The organism is Bacillus cereus group sp. MYBK101-2, from assembly GCF_051918845.1.
Taxonomy (GTDB): domain Bacteria; phylum Bacillota; class Bacilli; order Bacillales; family Bacillaceae_G; genus Bacillus_A; species Bacillus_A paranthracis.
Map to the genome: position 1 here is coordinate 441,566 of NZ_JBQAIE010000002.1, position 16,744 is coordinate 458,309.

Genomic DNA, 16,744 nt, shown 5'->3' on the forward strand with positions numbered 1-16,744 from the left:
GGGGAAACGATATGGTGCAAATAAGTAGTAACTTTCTCTTTACCGCATTTATTTTATATTTAATTGCCACTCTATTTTTTGGGGGAGCAATTAAAGAAAAGGGTCATAAATGGGCAAACGTAGGAATAACGATTACAATTTTAGGGTTTATTGCACAAACAGTTTATTTTGTAACAAGGTGGATCGCATCAGGTCATGCGCCAGTTAGTAACTTTTTTGAATTTGGTACGTTTTTCGGCATGATGCTTGTCGGAGCATTTATTGTCATGTACTTTATGTACCGCGTAAGTATAATCGGACTATTTGCATTACCAGTTGCGCTTTTATTAATTGCTTATGCAAGTATGTTTCCGAGGGAAATATCACCGCTTATTCCATCTTTAAAAAGTAATTGGTTACATATTCACGTGACGACTGCGGCTGCAGGACAAGCAATTTTAGCAATTAGTTTTATTACGGGCGTTATGTATTTATTGAAAAATGTAGATCAATCAGTGAAAAGTAAACGTACATTTTGGCTAGAGACGGTAGTATTCACACTTGTTTGTACAGTTGGGTTTATTGGAGTAACAACGGTATATTCTAGTATGAAATATGAAGCAAAGTTTCAATGGATTGATAAAAATGAACAACAAGTGGAAATGAAATATAATCTTCCGGCTTTAGTGGGGCCGCATGAAGGGAAGTTACTGACAGAAAATAAATTAGAGCCGACAGTTGAAGTTCCGGCGATTGTAAATGCGAAAAAATTAAATACTGTTATTTGGTCAGTGTTAGTCGGAACGTTACTCTATATTGTATTAAGGCTAATTTTACGTAAACGAGTATCAGCGGCACTTCAGCCGTTAGTGAAAAATACGAATAGCGATTTGTTAGATGAAATAGGATATCGTTCTATTGCAATTGGATTCCCAGTTTTCACATTGGGTGCATTAATTTTCGCCATGATTTGGGCTCAAATAGCGTGGACACGTTTTTGGGGCTGGGATCCGAAAGAGGTTTGGGCACTTATAACGTGGCTTTTTTATGCGGCGGTATTACATTTACGTTTATCAAAAGGATGGCATGGAGAGAAGTCAGCATGGTTAGCGGTAATTGGTTTTGCAATTATTATGTTTAACTTTATTGTAGTAAACTTAATTATCGCGGGTTTACATTCATACGCATAGAGAAATAAAATAGGAGAGTGTATGTCACTTTCCTATTTTATTTTTGTCAACTTTTCTTCTTTTTTGAGAAAAACATGACAAAGTAGCGGTTGATTTTGTAAAATGATGTCGAGGACATTATATACTGTTCAAAAAAAATACATAGTTTTGGAAAAAAATTGAACAAACTTTATTATTCTTGTGAAGCATAATATGGGAAGTGAAACATTTAGAAGATTGCTTAAATAAACGAGAATAGCGCAACATAATAGTATAGAAGGGTAGGTGTGAACCGTTGTGGTAAAAGTACGCAACGGGTAGAAATGGAAAATGAATCAAGAATTTTAATTGTAGACGATGAGGATCGTATTCGTCGTTTGTTGAAAATGTATTTAGAGAGAGAACAATACACAATTGAAGAAGCAGACAATGGTGATACAGCTTTAGAAATGGCACTGCAAAATGATTATGATTTAATTTTATTAGATCTTATGATGCCTGGTAAAGATGGTATCGAAGTATGTAAAGGGGTTCGTGAGAAGAAAGCGACGCCAATTATTATGTTGACAGCAAAAGGTGAAGAAGTAAATCGAGTACAAGGGTTTGAGGTAGGAACCGATGATTATATTGTGAAACCATTTAGCCCACGTGAAGTAGTGCTTCGAGTGAAAGCGGTCTTACGCCGTTCTGTACCAACAACATTCTTTACGCAAGATACAACGACAAAAGATGTTACTGTATTCCCTCATTTAACAATTGATAATGATGCACACCGTGTTACAGCAGATGGTAATGAGGTGAACTTAACACCGAAAGAGTACGAATTACTATTATTCTTAGCGAAAGCGCCTGATAAAGTATTCGATCGTGAGCAATTGCTAAAAGAAGTATGGCAATATGAATTCTTCGGAGATTTACGTACAGTTGATACGCATGTAAAGCGTTTACGTGAGAAGTTAAGTAAAAAATCACCCGATGCTGCGAAGATGATTGTTACCGTTTGGGGCGTAGGTTACAAGTTTGAGGTTGTGAACGACTGATGCTTTGGAGAAGTGTAGTAGGGAAGTTATGGATGACCATATTACTTCTCGTTTCGTTCGTGCTTGGATTTGTTGCGATTTTACTTTCACAGTTTTTTAGAACATATTATGTTGATATGAGTGAAGCTAGGCTTCAAAAGGTTGCAACAAGTGTTTCAGAGTTAATTGAAGAAGGTGCCGATGTCAAAACGATTGAGAATATCGCGTACAAATTCTCTGACCCACTTTCAAGGATCATTATTGTAGAAGATGGTAAAGAAATATCTTCTTCACCGAAACAAGAAGGATTAGTCACTCTTACAATGGATGACTTAAAAGAAGATAAAGAATTAGCGGCTGTTTTTACAGACAAAAAAGAAATTAAGAATAACATTAGAAAAGCCTCTAATAGTAGAAAGAATAAAAATACTGAAAATGATATTATGATTGTCGGAAAACCAGTACAGTCAAAAAATGAAAGTGCAGTGTTTGTATACGAATCTTTACAAGTACCGATACAAGGTATGGAAAGAACGACTGATTTTATATTCTTATCAGCAGGGATTGCGATTATATTAACAACTTTCTTTGCATTCTTCTTATCTACTCGAATTACAGCGCCACTTCGTAAAATGCGTGAGGTTGCTTTTGAGGTGTCGCGTGGGAAGTTTGATGCAAAAGCTCCTATGGTATCCCAGGACGAGATTGGTGAGCTTGCAACAGCCTTAAATCAAATGGGGAAACAGTTGAAGTTTAATATGAATGCCCTGCAGCAAGAGAAAGAGCAGTTAGCTAGTATTTTAAGTAGTATGGCAGATGGGGTTATTACATTAAATCAAGAGGGTGAAGTCGTTGTAATCAATCCGCCGGCTGAACATTTCTTACAAGTTTGGCAAGAAGAAAAAGAGATAGAGCTCAGTAAAAAACTACCTTCTGAACTTGTTGAACTATTCCATCTCGTTGTAGAAAGCGAACAACAACAAGTGGTTGAAATTAATTTACAAAAAGGTAACTATGTAGTTCTTATGACGCCGCTTTACAATCAAACGAAAATTCGCGGGGCTGTAGCTGTATTGCGTGATATGACGGAAGAACGCCGTCTTGAGAAGATGCGTCAAGACTTTATTGCGAACGTATCACATGAACTTCGTACACCGATGGTCATGCTTCAAGGGTATAGTGAAGCGATTTTAGATGATATTGTGCAAACAAAAGAAGAAATTAATGAGTTTGTTCAAATCATTTATGATGAATCCGTTCGTTTAGGTAAACTTGTAAATGAATTGTTAGATTTAGCGCGTATGGAAAGTGGTAATGTAGAGTTACATATAGGTGAAGTTGATATTCATCCTTTCGTTGAAAAAATAGGTCGTAAATTCCAAGGGATTGCGAAGGATAAAGAAGTTGCGTTGACGGTTGATTTCAAAGATTCAATTGAGCAGTACCCGTTTGATGCAGATCGTATGGAACAAGTATTGACGAATTTAATTGATAACGCAATACGTCATACGAACGCAGGCGGACATGTAACACTTGTAATTGATACGAAAAATAATGGTCTTATTTTTGAAGTGCAAGATTCAGGCGCCGGTATTCCAGAAGAAGATATTCCATTTTTATTTGATCGTTTCTATAAAGCTGATAAAGCAAGAACACGTGGGAAAAAAGGTGGAACAGGACTCGGGCTTGCGATTGCCAAAAATATTGTGCAAGGCCATGATGGGAAAATTGCTGTTTCAAGTGTTGTTGGAGAGGGAACTACATTCTCTGTATATTTACCGAATCGTATAATTTAGATATGTGTTTTTAAAGTTGATAATGAATAAAGTTCTACTGTTTTTTATTTTTTTGTAAAATCAATTAAATAAATAATAGTAGAACTTTTTTTCTAACTTAGTCGAATGAAGAATAATGAGAGGGGTGTCGTAAAGCGATGAAATTATATACAAAAACAGGAGATAAAGGAACAACAAGTGTAATAGGTGGCAGAGTGGATAAAGATGATATCCGAGTGGAAGCATATGGCACGATAGATGAGGCGAATTCTCATATTGGATATGCGATGACGAAACTACAAGGCGGGGCTTTCGGAGATATTTACAATGAACTTGAAACGATTCAACATGAACTATTTGATTGCGGGGGAGACTTGGCGATAGTAGGCGAGAAAATTCCTTATAAAGTAAAAATTGAAATGGTCGAAAACTTAGAAGGTAGAATTGATTCGTATATAGAAGAAGCACCGCCGCTAGAGCGCTTTATTTTACCAGGTGGAAGCGAGTCGGCAGCTGCTATTCATATTGCACGTACAGTTGTAAGGCGAGCGGAACGATGTATCGTATCCTTGCAAAAGGAAGGAGAAATAAATGCAGTTGTTCTAAAGTATGTAAATAGATTATCTGACTATTTATTTGCAGTAGCTAGAGTAATAAACGCTCGATTACAAGTAAAAGATGTAGAGTATAATCGCAGTGCAATCGTTTTTCGTAATAAGAAAGAAAAGGAAGTGGAGTGATTCACTTTCTTTTTTGTATAGTTTTTTCTGTAATATACCAAAATAGAGAAGGTATGGTCGTAATTAGAAAACGGAGGATGTATATGAAAGCTTTAAAATATGGCGTCATGTTATTGACAGTACTGTTTTTATCTCAATTACATGTGTACGCAGAGGGAAATCAATGGGCATGGCCTGTTGAAGGGCAGATAAGTGATTATTTTGGGACAAGGCACGGAAAACACTACGGTATAGATATAGCGGCACCGATCGGCGCGCCTGTGTCAGCTATTCAAGAAGGTAAGGTAACAAAGTCTTATTATTCAAGTAGTTATGGAAATGTGGTTTTTATTAAACATGGAGAATATGAGGCTGTGTATGCACATTTAAATAAGAGATATGTAGTTCAAGGGGATTATATTTCAAAAGGAGAAATAATTGGAGAAGTAGGAAATACAGGAGAATCCCGAGGTGCACACTTACATTTAGAAGTTCATCAAGGAAGATGGACGATGGCAAAAAAGAATGCGATGAATCCATTGCTTGTTTTACATGAACAAAGAAATGAAGCAGTTTCTTCATCGTTATACGTCGTCCAAAAAGGCGACACTCTAGTTAGCATTGCGCGGAAATTTAGAATGTCAGTTAAGGAAATTCAAGAAAAAAATGGGTTGCAACAAGAGCTGATTTATCCAAATCAACAATTATATGTAAAGTAAAAAAAGAGCTAGTTAAAACTAGCTCTTTTTTACCAAAAAATAAAGACACATATAAATCCAGAAATAGCTAAGTAGCTATATAAGTAAAATACTTTCGCTCTTGTTTTTTCGTTTGTTCGAAATAGTACAATAGTCGGTTCAATTAAACCAATTGTCAAACAAAGTAAACCAAGAAGCATACAACCGATTGAAATAGAGTACAGGGCGATTTGTGGTCCTTGAAATGGAATCATCCATTTTAATAAAAATGCAATGAGTGCAGTATAGCAAATGCTGCCGATGTATTTATTCAATGGTGCATTAGAACGGAAACCAGGAAGCTTTTTTAAGAAAGAGCGGGAAACAACTTCAGTTTGTAAAGATGTATGCTCTTCTATTATTTTTTGAGCTTCTTTTCCTTTTTGGAAAAGGGATAATATCCAGTTTCGCTCACCTTGAAAAATAAATTGTGAAGTTGTCAAATAATGATCAACCTTTACTTTATTCCAACTCTTCCATGGATGACGCTCACATAATTTTAATTTACTTTCTGTCTTTTTATCATACTGATAAATACTGATGCCATCTTCATCGAAAGCAGCATAGTATGTCTCGCTTGAGAATGTGCCTAAATCAATTGGACAGTAGAAAAGTAATTCTTTTTTTAAGTAAAAGTATTCTTTCCTTAAGTTTTTTTTCATTGTTTCTCGAATAGAGTGTCTCTTCTCTTTCTTCATGACATTTCCTCCATAATCCAGAAAATGTTCTTATCTTAACAATTCAACATCTTATCACTTTTAATTATATATGACTAGGGGATTCATAGGAGAAATGCCGAATACTAAAAAATATGGAGTGTATTGTAAAATATAATGAATGATTTTGATTATGTAAAATTAATAACTTATTTTTAATAAGTTACGATTTTTTTGTTCACAATACGATCATGTTGTTGTATAATGAAGTAGAAAATAGAATATCGGTCTATCTTCGGGGCAGGGTGAAAATCCCGACCGGCGGTGATGAACTATATGTGATTTTGTTCTAAGCCCGCGAGCCGTTAAGGCAGGATTTGGTGTGATTCCAAAGCCGACAGTACAGTCTGGATGGGAGAAGATGGAGGTTCAAGCGTTCAAAAAAGATAGGTATTTGAACGTCTGTTTGATGTGCCTTAAATTCTCCCTTTGTGTAAAACACAAAGGGTTTTTTCGTTCTATGAAAAAGTAGGCATAGCAGAACCTTTCCACTTTCCATGAGATGATCGATGGAAAAGGAGAGAGAAAGATGAAACAAAAAAACAGTGTAGTGCAGATGGTGAGTGTAGCAATGCTAAGTAGTATTGCATATTTACTGATGATGTTGGATTTCCCGTTCCCAGGGCTTCCGCCATTTTTAAAAATTGATTTTAGTGATGTGCCAGCTCTAATCGCTGCGATTATTTTCGGGCCAGTTGCAGGGGTAATTGTAGAAGCGATAAAGAATATTTTACATTACGGGATTCAAGGGAGTTTAACGGGAGTACCAGTTGGAGAAATTGCTAACTTTATTGCAGGATGTTTATTTATTGGACCAGCAGCTTTCTTATTTAGGAAGTATCGTACTGTTAAGAGTTTAACGACAGGATTAATGCTAGGGACAATTACAATGGCGCTCATTATGAGTGTATTAAATTACATCATCATATTCCCAGCTTACACTTGGTTTTTAAATTCACCAGCTATGTCTAGCGAAGCGATAAAAACAACGGTTGTAACGGCAATCTTACCATTTAATTTGATTAAAGGAATTGTTGTAACAATTGTATTTGTAGCGTTATTCTCACGCCTGAAAGTATGGGTATTTGCAAAAATGAAAAATGCATAAATATAAAATAAACCCATTAGTAGTATACAACTACTAATGGGTTTTTATTAAGGAGACTGAAAATAGAAAACAAAAAATACCCCTCAAATGAATGAGGGGTATTTTTTGAAGTTAATAAAAGACTATTCGAATTTTAAAGCATCGCCGTCGAATGATTCGTCAGCAACTTTAATTGAGTCAGTTGGACAACCTTCGAATGCATCCATCATATCTTCAAGTAATACATCTGGAATTTCAACGATACCTTGGTTATCGTCTAATGTTACGAATGCAATACCTTCATCATCATAGTCATAAATGTCTGGTGCAGCAGCGCCACAAGCACCACATGCAATACAAGTATCTTTATCAACGATTGTATATTTTGCCATCTTTTTTCCCTCCTGATAATATGTATGTGAAAAGCTCGCCATAAAAATTATAACCTTATTGTAAAACGGTTTTTAAAACTTTTCAACATAAAATTATAATGATAATCCTTATCAATTAGAGTGTCAACTAATTTCTGCATTATGTCATAAGATTTTCAAAATACGTAAATGTTATTTCGTTTGGTACAATATAATATATACAAGTATATATTGCCCATATGATAAGTTTAATGAGTAACGGTAGATGGCGCAATCATATCAAAAGCAATTAAGTTAGATTGAAAGGTGGAAGCGGTAATGCAACTACAATATACTGTATTGTATTGTTTAAAACAATTGAATGGTGAAAGAACCGTTTCTTCTATTTATTATTTATTAAAGGGAAAACGTTCTTCGCAAACGTTACAAGATGGAAATATGTTCCGAATTTCTTTTTTGTTTGGAATATATAAATCGTTAAATAGAAATGAATATGATCGTGAAGTTGCAAAGTTGTTGCAAGCAGATTTGATTCAAGAAATACATGAAAATACATATTTGTTAACACCTAAAGGTAAAAAGCAGTTACATACATGGGAGGAAGGGTATGCTTTTCCAGCCCATTTGCATGGTTTGCACTATGGTGAATTAGGTGAAACGTTTTGGAAAAGATTATCTTTAATTATTCAAACTGTATCTAATTTACAACAGAATAATACGAAGTTTATTCCTATTCAACAAGATACAGAAATAATGGTTTGGGTGAAACGCTTTTTAACAGGTATGCCGTATAGGCGTAGTGAATTGGCAAAAAGATTATGGAAAGAAATATATACTCTTTTAAGGAAATGTGATGTGGTAGAAGCGACGATTGTAACATATAGATTAACAGGATATGAACGTATCGGTTGTACATTGCAGCAATTAGCAGAAATTACGAAACGAGATGTTTTCAGGGTGTACTTTTTATTTTGGGGTACAATTCATTTCCTTATACAAGAAGTTCGCGATTATGAAAATGAATTTCCGTTATTATCTGAGATTATCTCTTATCCAAATGAGAGAGCTGAATTATTTAGTTTATCAACGAAAAAAACATATAATTTTTGGAGGCAAGGGCGCTCATTAGAAGAAATAGCGACAATTAGAAATCTAAAGGTTGCAACGATAGAAGATCATTTTGTTGAAATTGCTTTGCGAGAAAGAGATTTTTCAATTGAAATGTTTATGGAAAAAGACAAAATAGATAAAGTAACAGAAGTAATTGATGCATTACAAACACGTAAGCTGCGTGAGTTGAAACAAGCGGTTGGAGAGGATATCTCTTATTTTGAAGTTCGTCTTGTATTGGCGCGGATGGAGGGTATAAATGAAACTTGAGGAATATTTATATAGGTGGTTTGGATATTCTGAATTTCGTCCAGGTCAAAAAGGAGTCATTACAGATTTATTGGAAGGAAAAGATGTTATAGCGATGCTTCCGACCGGAAGAGGGAAGTCTATGTGCTATCAACTTCCAGGGCTTATGCAAGAAGGGACAGTACTTGTTGTATCACCATTATTATCTTTGATGGAAGATCAGGTTACACAATTAAAATATGTTGTGAAAAACCGAGTGATAGCATTTAATAGTTTTCGGACATTACAGGAAAAAAGAGAAGCGATGAAAAGATTAGCTTCTTATAAATTTATTTTTGTTTCACCAGAGATGTTGCAGTCGGAATTGTTAATAAGAGAATTGAAGAAAGTTCATATTTCATTATTTGTTGTGGATGAAGCTCATTGTATTTCGCAATGGGGTTATGATTTTAGACCAGATTATAAAAAACTAAATGTAGTTATTGAAAATATCGGGTCTCCTACGGTGCTAGCATTAACTGCAACAGCGACGAAAGATGTACTCCGAGATATAGCAGAGAGTTTGAATTTGGAGAATGTGACGCAGCATGTGTATTCTATTGATCGTCCAAATATAGCAATGGAAGTACAATTTGTGGAGACGATAGAAGAGAAGAAAGAGGCGCTTTTGGAACAGGTGATGTATTTACAAGGGCCGGGGATTGTATATTGTTCAAGCAGAGCGTGGACAGAACGTTTAACGGAATATTTAAGAGGAAAAGGCGTTACTGGTGTCGCTTTCTATCATGGTGGTATGGAACATGAAGAGCGCATGTTAATTCAACAGCAGTTTATGAATGACCAGTTGCAGCTTGTAATATGTACAAGTGCTTTTGGTATGGGAGTAAATAAATCAAATACGAGATATATTATTCATTTCCACTATCCGACTAATATAGCTTCTTATTTACAAGAAATCGGAAGAGCTGGAAGAGATGGTGAACCTAGTATAGCTATTTTACTATGCAGTCCGTTAGATCACGATTTACCAATTTCAATCATTGAAGATGAATTGCCAAGCCAGTCACAAATACAATTTTTATTTTCTTTACTGCAGGAAAGAATGTTTCAAACGAAAGAATTACCAATAGAAGAGGTAGAAGAAATTTGTTATAATGCAGCAAGATTTAATGAACAATATTGGCGTTTCATCCGCTATCATCTTGAAAATCTTGGAATCATACAACAGAGAAAATTAATATTAGAGAGCTTGTCAGATGAAATTATGACAAGATTAATAGCTGAAGTAGAAATCAGGCTACGTAATAAATATAGTGAGCTAGAAAACATGAAATCATGGATACAAGTGAAAGAATGTAGACGTGAATATTTGCTGCGACAGTTCGGTTACAGAAAAGAGGGCGAGTTAAAGAATTGCTGCGACTATTGTCATATTACAAAAACAGATTATAAAAAAAGACAAGCGCAACAATCGGATTTCGACTATAATTGGGAAACAGAGTTACAAAAGCTTTTCGGTCTAGAAAAGATGGGGGAATGATGAACATTCAAAGGCATAATATTGAAGATATGAGTCCGAAAGAAATAAGGCTGAATCTGTATATCACACAGTTCATTATTATCGGTATCGGTTGTTTACTAGCATATATACTATTCCGAGATATAAAATCGGTGTATAGTCTGTGGAAATGGGAACCGGTGTCTATACTTATAATAGGTGGCTTGTTAGCGATTGGTATTGTGTTATTAGATTATGTTGCAATGCGAGTATTTCCAGATTCTTGGTTTGATGATGGTGGTATTAATGATAGGATGTTTCAAGGGATGTCGGTTATGCATCTACTTGTTATTACATTCATTATCGGCTTTGCGGAAGAATTTTTATTTAGAGGTGTAGTGCAGACGCACTTTGGTATTGTAATAGCGAGTTTCGTATTTGCAGTATTACATATTCGGTATATAAAAAAGCCATTTTTGTTTTGTTTCGTCTGTTTCATTAGTTTTGTTTTTGGCTATGTATTTGAATGGACAGGAAATTTGTTTATAACAATCTTTGCACACTTTCTTGTTGATTTTATAATGGGGCTCCAATTAAGAAAATAAATGGAAGGTGGTGGTGAACAACATGAGAAGACGAATTCCTGATTTTGAAGAGGAATTAGAAGTTGAGCGAGTGGAAGAAAAAGAAGGTTTACCGCCGCGTAGTGAAATTCATAGAAATAAAGAGAAAAAACAAAAGTTTAAAATGAATCATATTTTCGTTCGAGTTTTAACATTTCTATTCATATTATTACCAATTAGTATTTTATGGTATACGGATAAATATATTCAGGTGAAAAGTGATGGTAATAACGCTGGAAAAAGTGCATTTGAGGTCATTTTCTTTGATTCAGCTAAATCTCAGTCCGAGGCATCATCTGAGAAAGTTGTCACGCATACGGTGAAAGAGGGAGAAACCTTAGAAAGTATAGCGAAGCAATATTTTTCAGATGAAACTGGGATCGAAGTGATTAAAAAGTATAATGATTTACAAAAAGATGAAGTGAATGTAGGTCAAGAATTAAAAATTCCGATAAAAGATAAGTCCACAAAGCGAGAGAGTTAGTAAAATACTTACTATAAAAACTGGGAATTATCTTTATGAGGAAGGGAGTAAAAAATATATGATATGGATTATCTTATTAAGTACTCTCGTTTGTATTGGTATTATATTTCTTCTTGTAATGTATACGGAAGCAACGCGTGATACGGTGCTAGAACATACTTTAATATTTGAAGAATTTCCGAAAAGTTTTCAAAAAGTAAATGTATTCTTTATATCAGATATTCATAGAAGGGGCATTTCGAATTCGTTAATTGAACAAGTAAAAGGAAAAGTAGATCTTGTAATTATTGGTGGTGATTTAGCGGAAAAAGGTGTCCCTTTATCGAAAATCTCTGCAAATATACAAAAGTTAAGAGCGATAGCTCCTGTATATTTTGTATGGGGAAATAATGATTATGAGATTGAATATCATGAATTGGATGCTTTATTATTAGAAAAGAATGTGAAAGTTTTAGATAATACAAGAGTTGTATTTGAGTCTGAATTAGGAGAGGAAATTTGTTTGCTCGGTGTAGATGATGTTGGCTTGAAACGTGATCGTTTAGATTTAGCGTTGGCTGATTGTAAGGAAGATGGTTTTCGCATATTAATTAGCCACAACCCTGATATAATAAATAAAATATCTGGAAAAGAACAAATTTCACTTGTGTTAAGTGGACATACACATGGAGGACAGATTCGATTATTCCCATTTAAAAAATATTTAAAAGGTGGCGTATATAAGCATTCAAATATGACTCTTTTTGTTAGTAATGGGTATGGAACAACGTTGGTTCCACTTCGCTTCCGAGCACCTGCTCAAACACATATTATTACGTTATGCGGAGGGAAATGATGCCAACTCTAAACGGAAAATATAACATAAAAGCTGTTTCGAATATAATTGGAATTCAACCAAGTACGCTTCGTGCATGGGAAAGACGATATCAAATTATAGCCCCAAAGCGGAATCACGCGGGGCATCGATTATATACAGAAGAGCATATTCAAATTTTGAAATGGTTAATGGACAAGGTTTCATCCGGCATGATGATTGGACAAGCAGTTCAATTATTAGAAGGGAATCGTTTGCAGAGTAATGTTCAAAATGAAATACATTACGATAGAGAAGTTGTTTTAGTGGACGATTTACTACAAGCTTTGTTAAAATTTGATGAAATTACAACTTCTGCATTGTTAAACGAGGCTTTTAGTATTTATGCAACAGAAAAAGTTATAGCAAGTATTGTTCTTCAAGTGTCAAATAAATTGTTAGCGTTAAAAAATAACAATGAAGTTACAATGGTGCAATTCCAATATGTCGTATCATTTTTACAAACGCGTCTAGGGATGGTATATCATAATGCATCATCGTTTTCTTCTATACACAAAGTTGTCGTGTTAGAAAGTAATATGTTGAAAGGGTTTGTTTTCTCAACGTATTTACGATTAAAAGGATATGATGTGATATATATTCGGGCAAGCTTAGCGGAAGATAGTATTTCGTTAGCTGTTGAGCAAATAAGACCTAAATATGTAGTAATCTCTTTTGATGACGGACGAGAACGGAAGAACGCAATGAGCTATGTGGATTTTTTGCAAGAAAAAAATGAGAACCTTTCTGTTGGGATTATAGGAGAAATAGGTGCTCGAGATCAGTTGAACATTCAAACAAGCCTAATTGGTGATACGAAAGAAGAATGGGATAATTGGTTAAACATGTTAGAATAGTTGTTCGAAAAGAACCATCTATTTTCTATTTCATATAATAAAAATTATATTCATTGGTTGCGTAGGGAGGGTATGAGATGAGGCTGGAACGATTAAATTACAATAAGATAAAAATTTTCTTAACATTTGATGATTTATCTGAAAGAGGATTAACAAAAGAAGATTTGTGGAGAAATGCACCGAAAGTACAGCAATTATTTCGTGATATGATGCAAGAAGCAAATAAAGAATTAGGATTTGAAGCGGATGGTCCGATTGCAGTTGAAGTATTTTCTCTACAAGCGCAAGGAATGGTCGTAATTGTAACGAAAGAACATCAAGAAGCGGATACAGATGATGAGTTTCGTGACGAGTTTATTGAAATGCAAGTGACTCTAGATGAAAGCGAGCATATCCTTTATGAGTTTGCTACACTAGATGACGTAATTAACCTGTCGAATCGTTTATATAACCTTGATGTAACTGGCGGAAAATTATATACGTGGGATGGGCGTTTCTATCTTTGGATGGAAGAAGAGGAGCAAATTCAATTACTGAAGGCAGATTTTATAGCTATTTTAGCGGAATATGGTAATCCGTCTACAGCAACTATTTATCGTCTAATGGAGTATGGTAAAGAATTAATGGCTTCTCAAGCAATTGAACAAATACACAATTACTTTGTGAAAAAACAAAACCTTAGCTAATGTAACATAGCTAAGGTTTTGTTTTTTTACCTTACTTAAATGTATCTTTTCAAAGTACTGTACATGAATACAATAAAAAATATTTAAATATTTAAGTATTTTACTTTTCTAAAAGTAATAAAAGGACTATAATGATAGTGAAAACGCTTGCAAAAGAAAATACTTTGTATATATTTGTTAGCGTTTTCTATTGCATTCCAAATTTAACGGTGTATACTAGGCAATGAAGGTTTACTAAACAAGTGAAATTACAGGGGGTTTACTTACTATGGTAGCCGAAAAGGGAACTCAAACAAAAACACAACAACAAAGGGAACAACATTTTGAACTATTGAATTCAACACAAATTGTTATCAGTGAAGCGTTAGAAAAATTGGGTTATCCAAACGAAGTATATGAATTATTAAAAGAACCAGTTCGTATGATGACAGTGAAAATACCAGTTCGTATGGATGACGGGACTGTTAAAATATTTACAGGATATCGTGCACAACATAATGATGCTGTTGGTCCAACGAAAGGTGGAATTCGCTTCCATCCGAATGTAACAGAAAACGAAGTGAAAGCACTTTCAATTTGGATGAGTTTAAAATGTGGTATTGTCGATTTACCATATGGCGGAGGTAAAGGTGGAATTATCTGTGACCCACGTGAAATGTCATTCCGTGAGTTAGAAAGATTAAGCCGCGGTTATGTACGAGCAATTAGTCAAATCGTAGGACCGACGAAAGATATTCCAGCTCCAGATGTATTCACAAACTCTCAAATTATGGCATGGATGATGGATGAGTACAGCCGTATCGATGAATTTAACTCACCAGGATTTATTACAGGTAAGCCACTTGTATTAGGTGGATCACATGGACGTGAAACAGCAACGGCGAAAGGTGTTACAATTTGTATTCGCGAAGCTGCAAAAAAACGCGACATTGATATTAAAGGTGCACGCGTTGTTGTTCAAGGATTCGGTAATGCTGGTAGCTTCTTAGCTAAATTTATGCATGATGCAGGTGCAAAAGTTATTGCAATCTCAGATGCTTACGGCGCATTGCATGATCCAAATGGATTAGATATTGATTATTTATTAGACCGTCGTGATAGCTTCGGTACAGTAACAAAACTATTTAATAATACAATTTCAAACAAAGAATTGTTAGAACTTGATTGTGACATTTTAGTTCCAGCTGCAATTGAGAATCAAATTACAGAAGAAAATGCTAATGATATTAAAGCAAAAATTGTTGTTGAAGCTGCAAATGGTCCAACAACATTAGAAGCAACTAAAATTTTAACAGATCGCGGAATTTTACTTGTTCCAGACGTATTAGCGAGTGCTGGTGGGGTAACAGTATCTTACTTTGAGTGGGTACAAAATAACCAAGGTTACTACTGGACTGAAGAAGAAGTAGAACAACGTTTAGAAAAAGTAATGGTAAGATCATTTGATTCTATTTATGAAACAGCACAAGTTCGTAAAGTGAATATGCGCTTAGCAGCGTATATGGTCGGTGTTCGTAAAATGGCTGAAGCAAGTCGCTTCAGAGGTTGGGTATAATATTATATTGTGAGAAAACGTGATTCCTTTCGAGGGAATCACGTTTTTTTGTTGAAGTATTAGAGTGAGGTGTTGTAAATGGGAAATGAAATGATGGAACGGGTAGAACAATTAGAAGAAAAGGTTAAGAGGTTAGAGGGAGAACTCGTAAAAACGAAGCAAGACCGAAAAGCAAGTACCGCTCGGGTGTTCGGAGAAGGATTATTGTTTTTAATATTTGGTGCGGTTGTAGTAGGACCGATTATCGCTTTTATATTAGTAATTATTAATTGGTTTGTTGAAAAATAAAATAAAAACAAAAAGAACGCTTGTTCTACACGAACAAACGTGCTATACTCTCCTTAGATAAACAAAACGGAAATGATTTTAAGGAGAGATAAATGATGAAAATGACAGTAGACCAAAGATTTATGATGCCAGCAGATGTTGTAGAACGAGTGGAAGTATTAAGAAACAAACAAAGTAAGCGCGGCACATTATTACAATCAGTAAATAAATTTTTCGGTTTAGATACGAAAGAAGATTGTGTTTGGTTTTACGGTTTTTATGGAGTTGCTGTAAGTATTTTATTATTTATGGTGTTCACATCAAATATTTTCGATTTTCTCTTCGCGTAAGAAATATGCTATAAGGACATTGCTACCGAATACATATATAAAGAAAGTAAGGTAATCTTCTGAAGCGGGAGTTGGTAGTAATGGCGATGTTTCCTATAGAGCGTAACTATATTGGATATGGAAGTTCACGACCGGGTATTCCTCTTTCTAAAGTAAGGTTTATTGTAAGTCATGATACGGGGAATCCTGGTAGCAATGCGATTGGGAATCGGGATTATTTTAATGAAATACAGCCGAAAGCTTCGGCACATACATTTATAGATGATAAAACGATATTGGAAATTATTCCTATAAATGAAGTTGCCTACCATGTTCGATATGGTGTGCCGACAGATAATGACTTATATGGGTATGATGCCAATAAGGCTGCCATTGGAGTAGAGCTTTGTTATGGTGGTGATGTTAACTTTTGGGAAGCATATACCCGTTTTACGTGGTATCATGCGTATTTATGTCAAAACTTCGGCTTGAATCCGAAAAAAGATATCGTATCACATAAAACACTTGACCCAGCTAGAAAGATTGATCCTGAAAATGTATTAGGGAAACAAGGTATTAAATTTCAGCAGTTTTTAGCAGATGTCTATCGGATGTACGTTTCGTTTAGATGACAAATATATGAAAAATGAATACAATAAAG

At 34.9% G+C, this 16,744-nt stretch carries 19 protein-coding genes and 1 riboswitch; of the genes, 17 read left to right on the plus strand and 2 right to left on the minus strand.

Annotated features, from left to right (window positions below):
* Positions 1 to 11: 11 nt before the first annotated feature.
* The 5 genes from resC (at position 12) to ACTFSI_RS07620 (ending at position 5,380) form a co-directional block, all read left to right on the plus strand.
* A complete protein-coding gene (resC, locus tag ACTFSI_RS07600) occupies positions 12 to 1,169 on the plus strand; it encodes a cytochrome c biogenesis protein ResC (protein WP_000250096.1) in 1,158 nt (385 codons plus the stop codon).
* Positions 1,170 to 1,471: 302 nt separating this feature from the next.
* A complete protein-coding gene (resD, locus tag ACTFSI_RS07605; RefSeq protein ID WP_000426862.1) occupies positions 1,472 to 2,188 on the plus strand; it encodes a DNA-binding response regulator ResD in 717 nt (238 codons plus the stop codon).
* The gene (resE, locus tag ACTFSI_RS07610) at positions 2,188 to 3,963 is read left to right on the plus strand and encodes a sensor histidine kinase ResE (protein ID WP_000964668.1); all 1,776 of its coding nucleotides are present in this window, start codon (positions 2,188 to 2,190) and stop codon (positions 3,961 to 3,963) included. Before resD ends, resE begins: the two co-directional genes overlap by 1 nt.
* Before the next feature lie 137 nt (positions 3,964 to 4,100).
* Positions 4,101 to 4,682 (plus strand): cob(I)yrinic acid a,c-diamide adenosyltransferase, encoded by a 582-nt coding sequence (locus tag ACTFSI_RS07615; protein WP_044793693.1) that lies wholly within the window; start codon positions 4,101 to 4,103, stop codon positions 4,680 to 4,682.
* 83 nt (positions 4,683 to 4,765) lie between these two features.
* Positions 4,766 to 5,380, plus strand: coding sequence for a peptidoglycan DD-metalloendopeptidase family protein (locus ACTFSI_RS07620; RefSeq protein WP_000645699.1), 615 nt, complete (start codon positions 4,766 to 4,768; stop codon positions 5,378 to 5,380).
* A gap of 29 nt (positions 5,381 to 5,409) precedes the next feature.
* Here ACTFSI_RS07620 and ACTFSI_RS07625 read toward each other — a convergent pair whose 3' ends face one another.
* A complete protein-coding gene (locus tag ACTFSI_RS07625; protein WP_000711807.1) occupies positions 5,410 to 6,096 on the minus strand; it encodes a hypothetical protein in 687 nt (228 codons plus the stop codon).
* A gap of 245 nt (positions 6,097 to 6,341) precedes the next feature.
* A riboswitch (FMN riboswitch) is annotated at positions 6,342 to 6,481 on the plus strand.
* Positions 6,482 to 6,643: 162 nt separating this feature from the next.
* Here ACTFSI_RS07625 and ACTFSI_RS07630 point away from each other — a divergent pair.
* Positions 6,644 to 7,222, plus strand: a complete 579-nt coding sequence (locus ACTFSI_RS07630; RefSeq protein ID WP_000810855.1) for an ECF transporter S component — start codon at positions 6,644 to 6,646, stop codon at positions 7,220 to 7,222.
* A 122-nt stretch (positions 7,223 to 7,344) separates the two neighbouring features.
* Here ACTFSI_RS07630 and ACTFSI_RS07635 read toward each other — a convergent pair whose 3' ends face one another.
* Positions 7,345 to 7,593, minus strand: a complete 249-nt coding sequence (locus tag ACTFSI_RS07635) for a ferredoxin (RefSeq protein ID WP_001151996.1) — start codon at positions 7,591 to 7,593, stop codon at positions 7,345 to 7,347.
* A gap of 297 nt (positions 7,594 to 7,890) precedes the next feature.
* Between ACTFSI_RS07635 and ACTFSI_RS07640 the strand changes: the two genes are divergently transcribed.
* The 11 genes from ACTFSI_RS07640 (at position 7,891) to ACTFSI_RS07690 (ending at position 16,715) form a co-directional block, all read left to right on the plus strand.
* Positions 7,891 to 8,952 (plus strand): helix-turn-helix domain-containing protein, encoded by a 1,062-nt coding sequence (locus tag ACTFSI_RS07640; RefSeq protein ID WP_044790502.1) that lies wholly within the window; start codon positions 7,891 to 7,893, stop codon positions 8,950 to 8,952.
* Complete coding sequence (locus ACTFSI_RS07645; RefSeq protein ID WP_197225711.1) at positions 8,942 to 10,471, plus strand: RecQ family ATP-dependent DNA helicase; 1,530 nt, start codon at positions 8,942 to 8,944, stop codon at positions 10,469 to 10,471. The genes ACTFSI_RS07640 and ACTFSI_RS07645 overlap by 11 nt, the downstream gene beginning before the upstream one ends.
* Positions 10,471 to 11,034, plus strand: a complete 564-nt coding sequence (locus tag ACTFSI_RS07650; protein WP_001025762.1) for a CPBP family intramembrane glutamic endopeptidase — start codon at positions 10,471 to 10,473, stop codon at positions 11,032 to 11,034. The genes ACTFSI_RS07645 and ACTFSI_RS07650 overlap by 1 nt, the downstream gene beginning before the upstream one ends.
* A gap of 22 nt (positions 11,035 to 11,056) precedes the next feature.
* Positions 11,057 to 11,536, plus strand: a complete 480-nt coding sequence (locus tag ACTFSI_RS07655) for a LysM peptidoglycan-binding domain-containing protein (RefSeq protein ID WP_001254344.1) — start codon at positions 11,057 to 11,059, stop codon at positions 11,534 to 11,536.
* Between the two features lie 58 nt (positions 11,537 to 11,594).
* Positions 11,595 to 12,371, plus strand: coding sequence for a metallophosphoesterase (locus ACTFSI_RS07660; protein WP_440045311.1), 777 nt, complete (start codon positions 11,595 to 11,597; stop codon positions 12,369 to 12,371).
* Complete coding sequence (locus ACTFSI_RS07665) at positions 12,371 to 13,246, plus strand: MerR family transcriptional regulator (protein WP_001142646.1); 876 nt, start codon at positions 12,371 to 12,373, stop codon at positions 13,244 to 13,246. The genes ACTFSI_RS07660 and ACTFSI_RS07665 overlap by 1 nt, the downstream gene beginning before the upstream one ends.
* A gap of 77 nt (positions 13,247 to 13,323) precedes the next feature.
* The gene (locus ACTFSI_RS07670; RefSeq protein ID WP_001235392.1) at positions 13,324 to 13,932 is read left to right on the plus strand and encodes a genetic competence negative regulator; all 609 of its coding nucleotides are present in this window, start codon (positions 13,324 to 13,326) and stop codon (positions 13,930 to 13,932) included.
* Between the two features lie 268 nt (positions 13,933 to 14,200).
* Positions 14,201 to 15,487, plus strand: a complete 1,287-nt coding sequence (gudB, locus tag ACTFSI_RS07675; RefSeq protein ID WP_000225176.1) for an NAD-specific glutamate dehydrogenase — start codon at positions 14,201 to 14,203, stop codon at positions 15,485 to 15,487.
* Positions 15,488 to 15,565: 78 nt separating this feature from the next.
* Complete coding sequence (locus ACTFSI_RS07680) at positions 15,566 to 15,775, plus strand: hypothetical protein (RefSeq protein WP_000526183.1); 210 nt, start codon at positions 15,566 to 15,568, stop codon at positions 15,773 to 15,775.
* Between the two features lie 92 nt (positions 15,776 to 15,867).
* Positions 15,868 to 16,104, plus strand: coding sequence for a DUF3961 domain-containing protein (locus tag ACTFSI_RS07685; RefSeq protein WP_001983018.1), 237 nt, complete (start codon positions 15,868 to 15,870; stop codon positions 16,102 to 16,104).
* An 80-nt stretch (positions 16,105 to 16,184) separates the two neighbouring features.
* The gene (locus ACTFSI_RS07690) at positions 16,185 to 16,715 is read left to right on the plus strand and encodes a peptidoglycan recognition protein family protein (protein WP_001240643.1); all 531 of its coding nucleotides are present in this window, start codon (positions 16,185 to 16,187) and stop codon (positions 16,713 to 16,715) included.
* Positions 16,716 to 16,744: the final 29 nt, after the last annotated feature.

What these genes read in the sequence shown, in the direction of transcription:
- resC (WP_000250096.1), top strand. Translation starts at nt 12, where the DNA reads ATGGTGCAAATAAGTAGTAACTTTCTCTTTACCGCATTTATTTTATAT.
- resD (WP_000426862.1), top strand. Translation starts at nt 1,472, where the DNA reads ATGGAAAATGAATCAAGAATTTTAATTGTAGACGATGAGGATCGTATT.
- resE (WP_000964668.1), top strand. Translation starts at nt 2,188, where the DNA reads ATGCTTTGGAGAAGTGTAGTAGGGAAGTTATGGATGACCATATTACTT.
- ACTFSI_RS07615 (WP_044793693.1), top strand. Translation starts at nt 4,101, where the DNA reads ATGAAATTATATACAAAAACAGGAGATAAAGGAACAACAAGTGTAATA.
- ACTFSI_RS07620 (WP_000645699.1), top strand. Translation starts at nt 4,766, where the DNA reads ATGAAAGCTTTAAAATATGGCGTCATGTTATTGACAGTACTGTTTTTA.
- ACTFSI_RS07625 (WP_000711807.1), bottom strand. Translation starts at nt 6,096, where the DNA reads ATGAAGAAAGAGAAGAGACACTCTATTCGAGAAACAATGAAAAAAAAC.
- ACTFSI_RS07630 (WP_000810855.1), top strand. Translation starts at nt 6,644, where the DNA reads ATGAAACAAAAAAACAGTGTAGTGCAGATGGTGAGTGTAGCAATGCTA.
- ACTFSI_RS07635 (WP_001151996.1), bottom strand. Translation starts at nt 7,593, where the DNA reads ATGGCAAAATATACAATCGTTGATAAAGATACTTGTATTGCATGTGGT.
- ACTFSI_RS07640 (WP_044790502.1), top strand. Translation starts at nt 7,891, where the DNA reads ATGCAACTACAATATACTGTATTGTATTGTTTAAAACAATTGAATGGT.
- ACTFSI_RS07645 (WP_197225711.1), top strand. Translation starts at nt 8,942, where the DNA reads ATGAAACTTGAGGAATATTTATATAGGTGGTTTGGATATTCTGAATTT.
- ACTFSI_RS07650 (WP_001025762.1), top strand. Translation starts at nt 10,471, where the DNA reads ATGAACATTCAAAGGCATAATATTGAAGATATGAGTCCGAAAGAAATA.
- ACTFSI_RS07655 (WP_001254344.1), top strand. Translation starts at nt 11,057, where the DNA reads ATGAGAAGACGAATTCCTGATTTTGAAGAGGAATTAGAAGTTGAGCGA.
- ACTFSI_RS07660 (WP_440045311.1), top strand. Translation starts at nt 11,595, where the DNA reads ATGATATGGATTATCTTATTAAGTACTCTCGTTTGTATTGGTATTATA.
- ACTFSI_RS07665 (WP_001142646.1), top strand. Translation starts at nt 12,371, where the DNA reads ATGCCAACTCTAAACGGAAAATATAACATAAAAGCTGTTTCGAATATA.
- ACTFSI_RS07670 (WP_001235392.1), top strand. Translation starts at nt 13,324, where the DNA reads ATGAGGCTGGAACGATTAAATTACAATAAGATAAAAATTTTCTTAACA.
- gudB (WP_000225176.1), top strand. Translation starts at nt 14,201, where the DNA reads ATGGTAGCCGAAAAGGGAACTCAAACAAAAACACAACAACAAAGGGAA.
- ACTFSI_RS07680 (WP_000526183.1), top strand. Translation starts at nt 15,566, where the DNA reads ATGGGAAATGAAATGATGGAACGGGTAGAACAATTAGAAGAAAAGGTT.
- ACTFSI_RS07685 (WP_001983018.1), top strand. Translation starts at nt 15,868, where the DNA reads ATGATGAAAATGACAGTAGACCAAAGATTTATGATGCCAGCAGATGTT.
- ACTFSI_RS07690 (WP_001240643.1), top strand. Translation starts at nt 16,185, where the DNA reads ATGGCGATGTTTCCTATAGAGCGTAACTATATTGGATATGGAAGTTCA.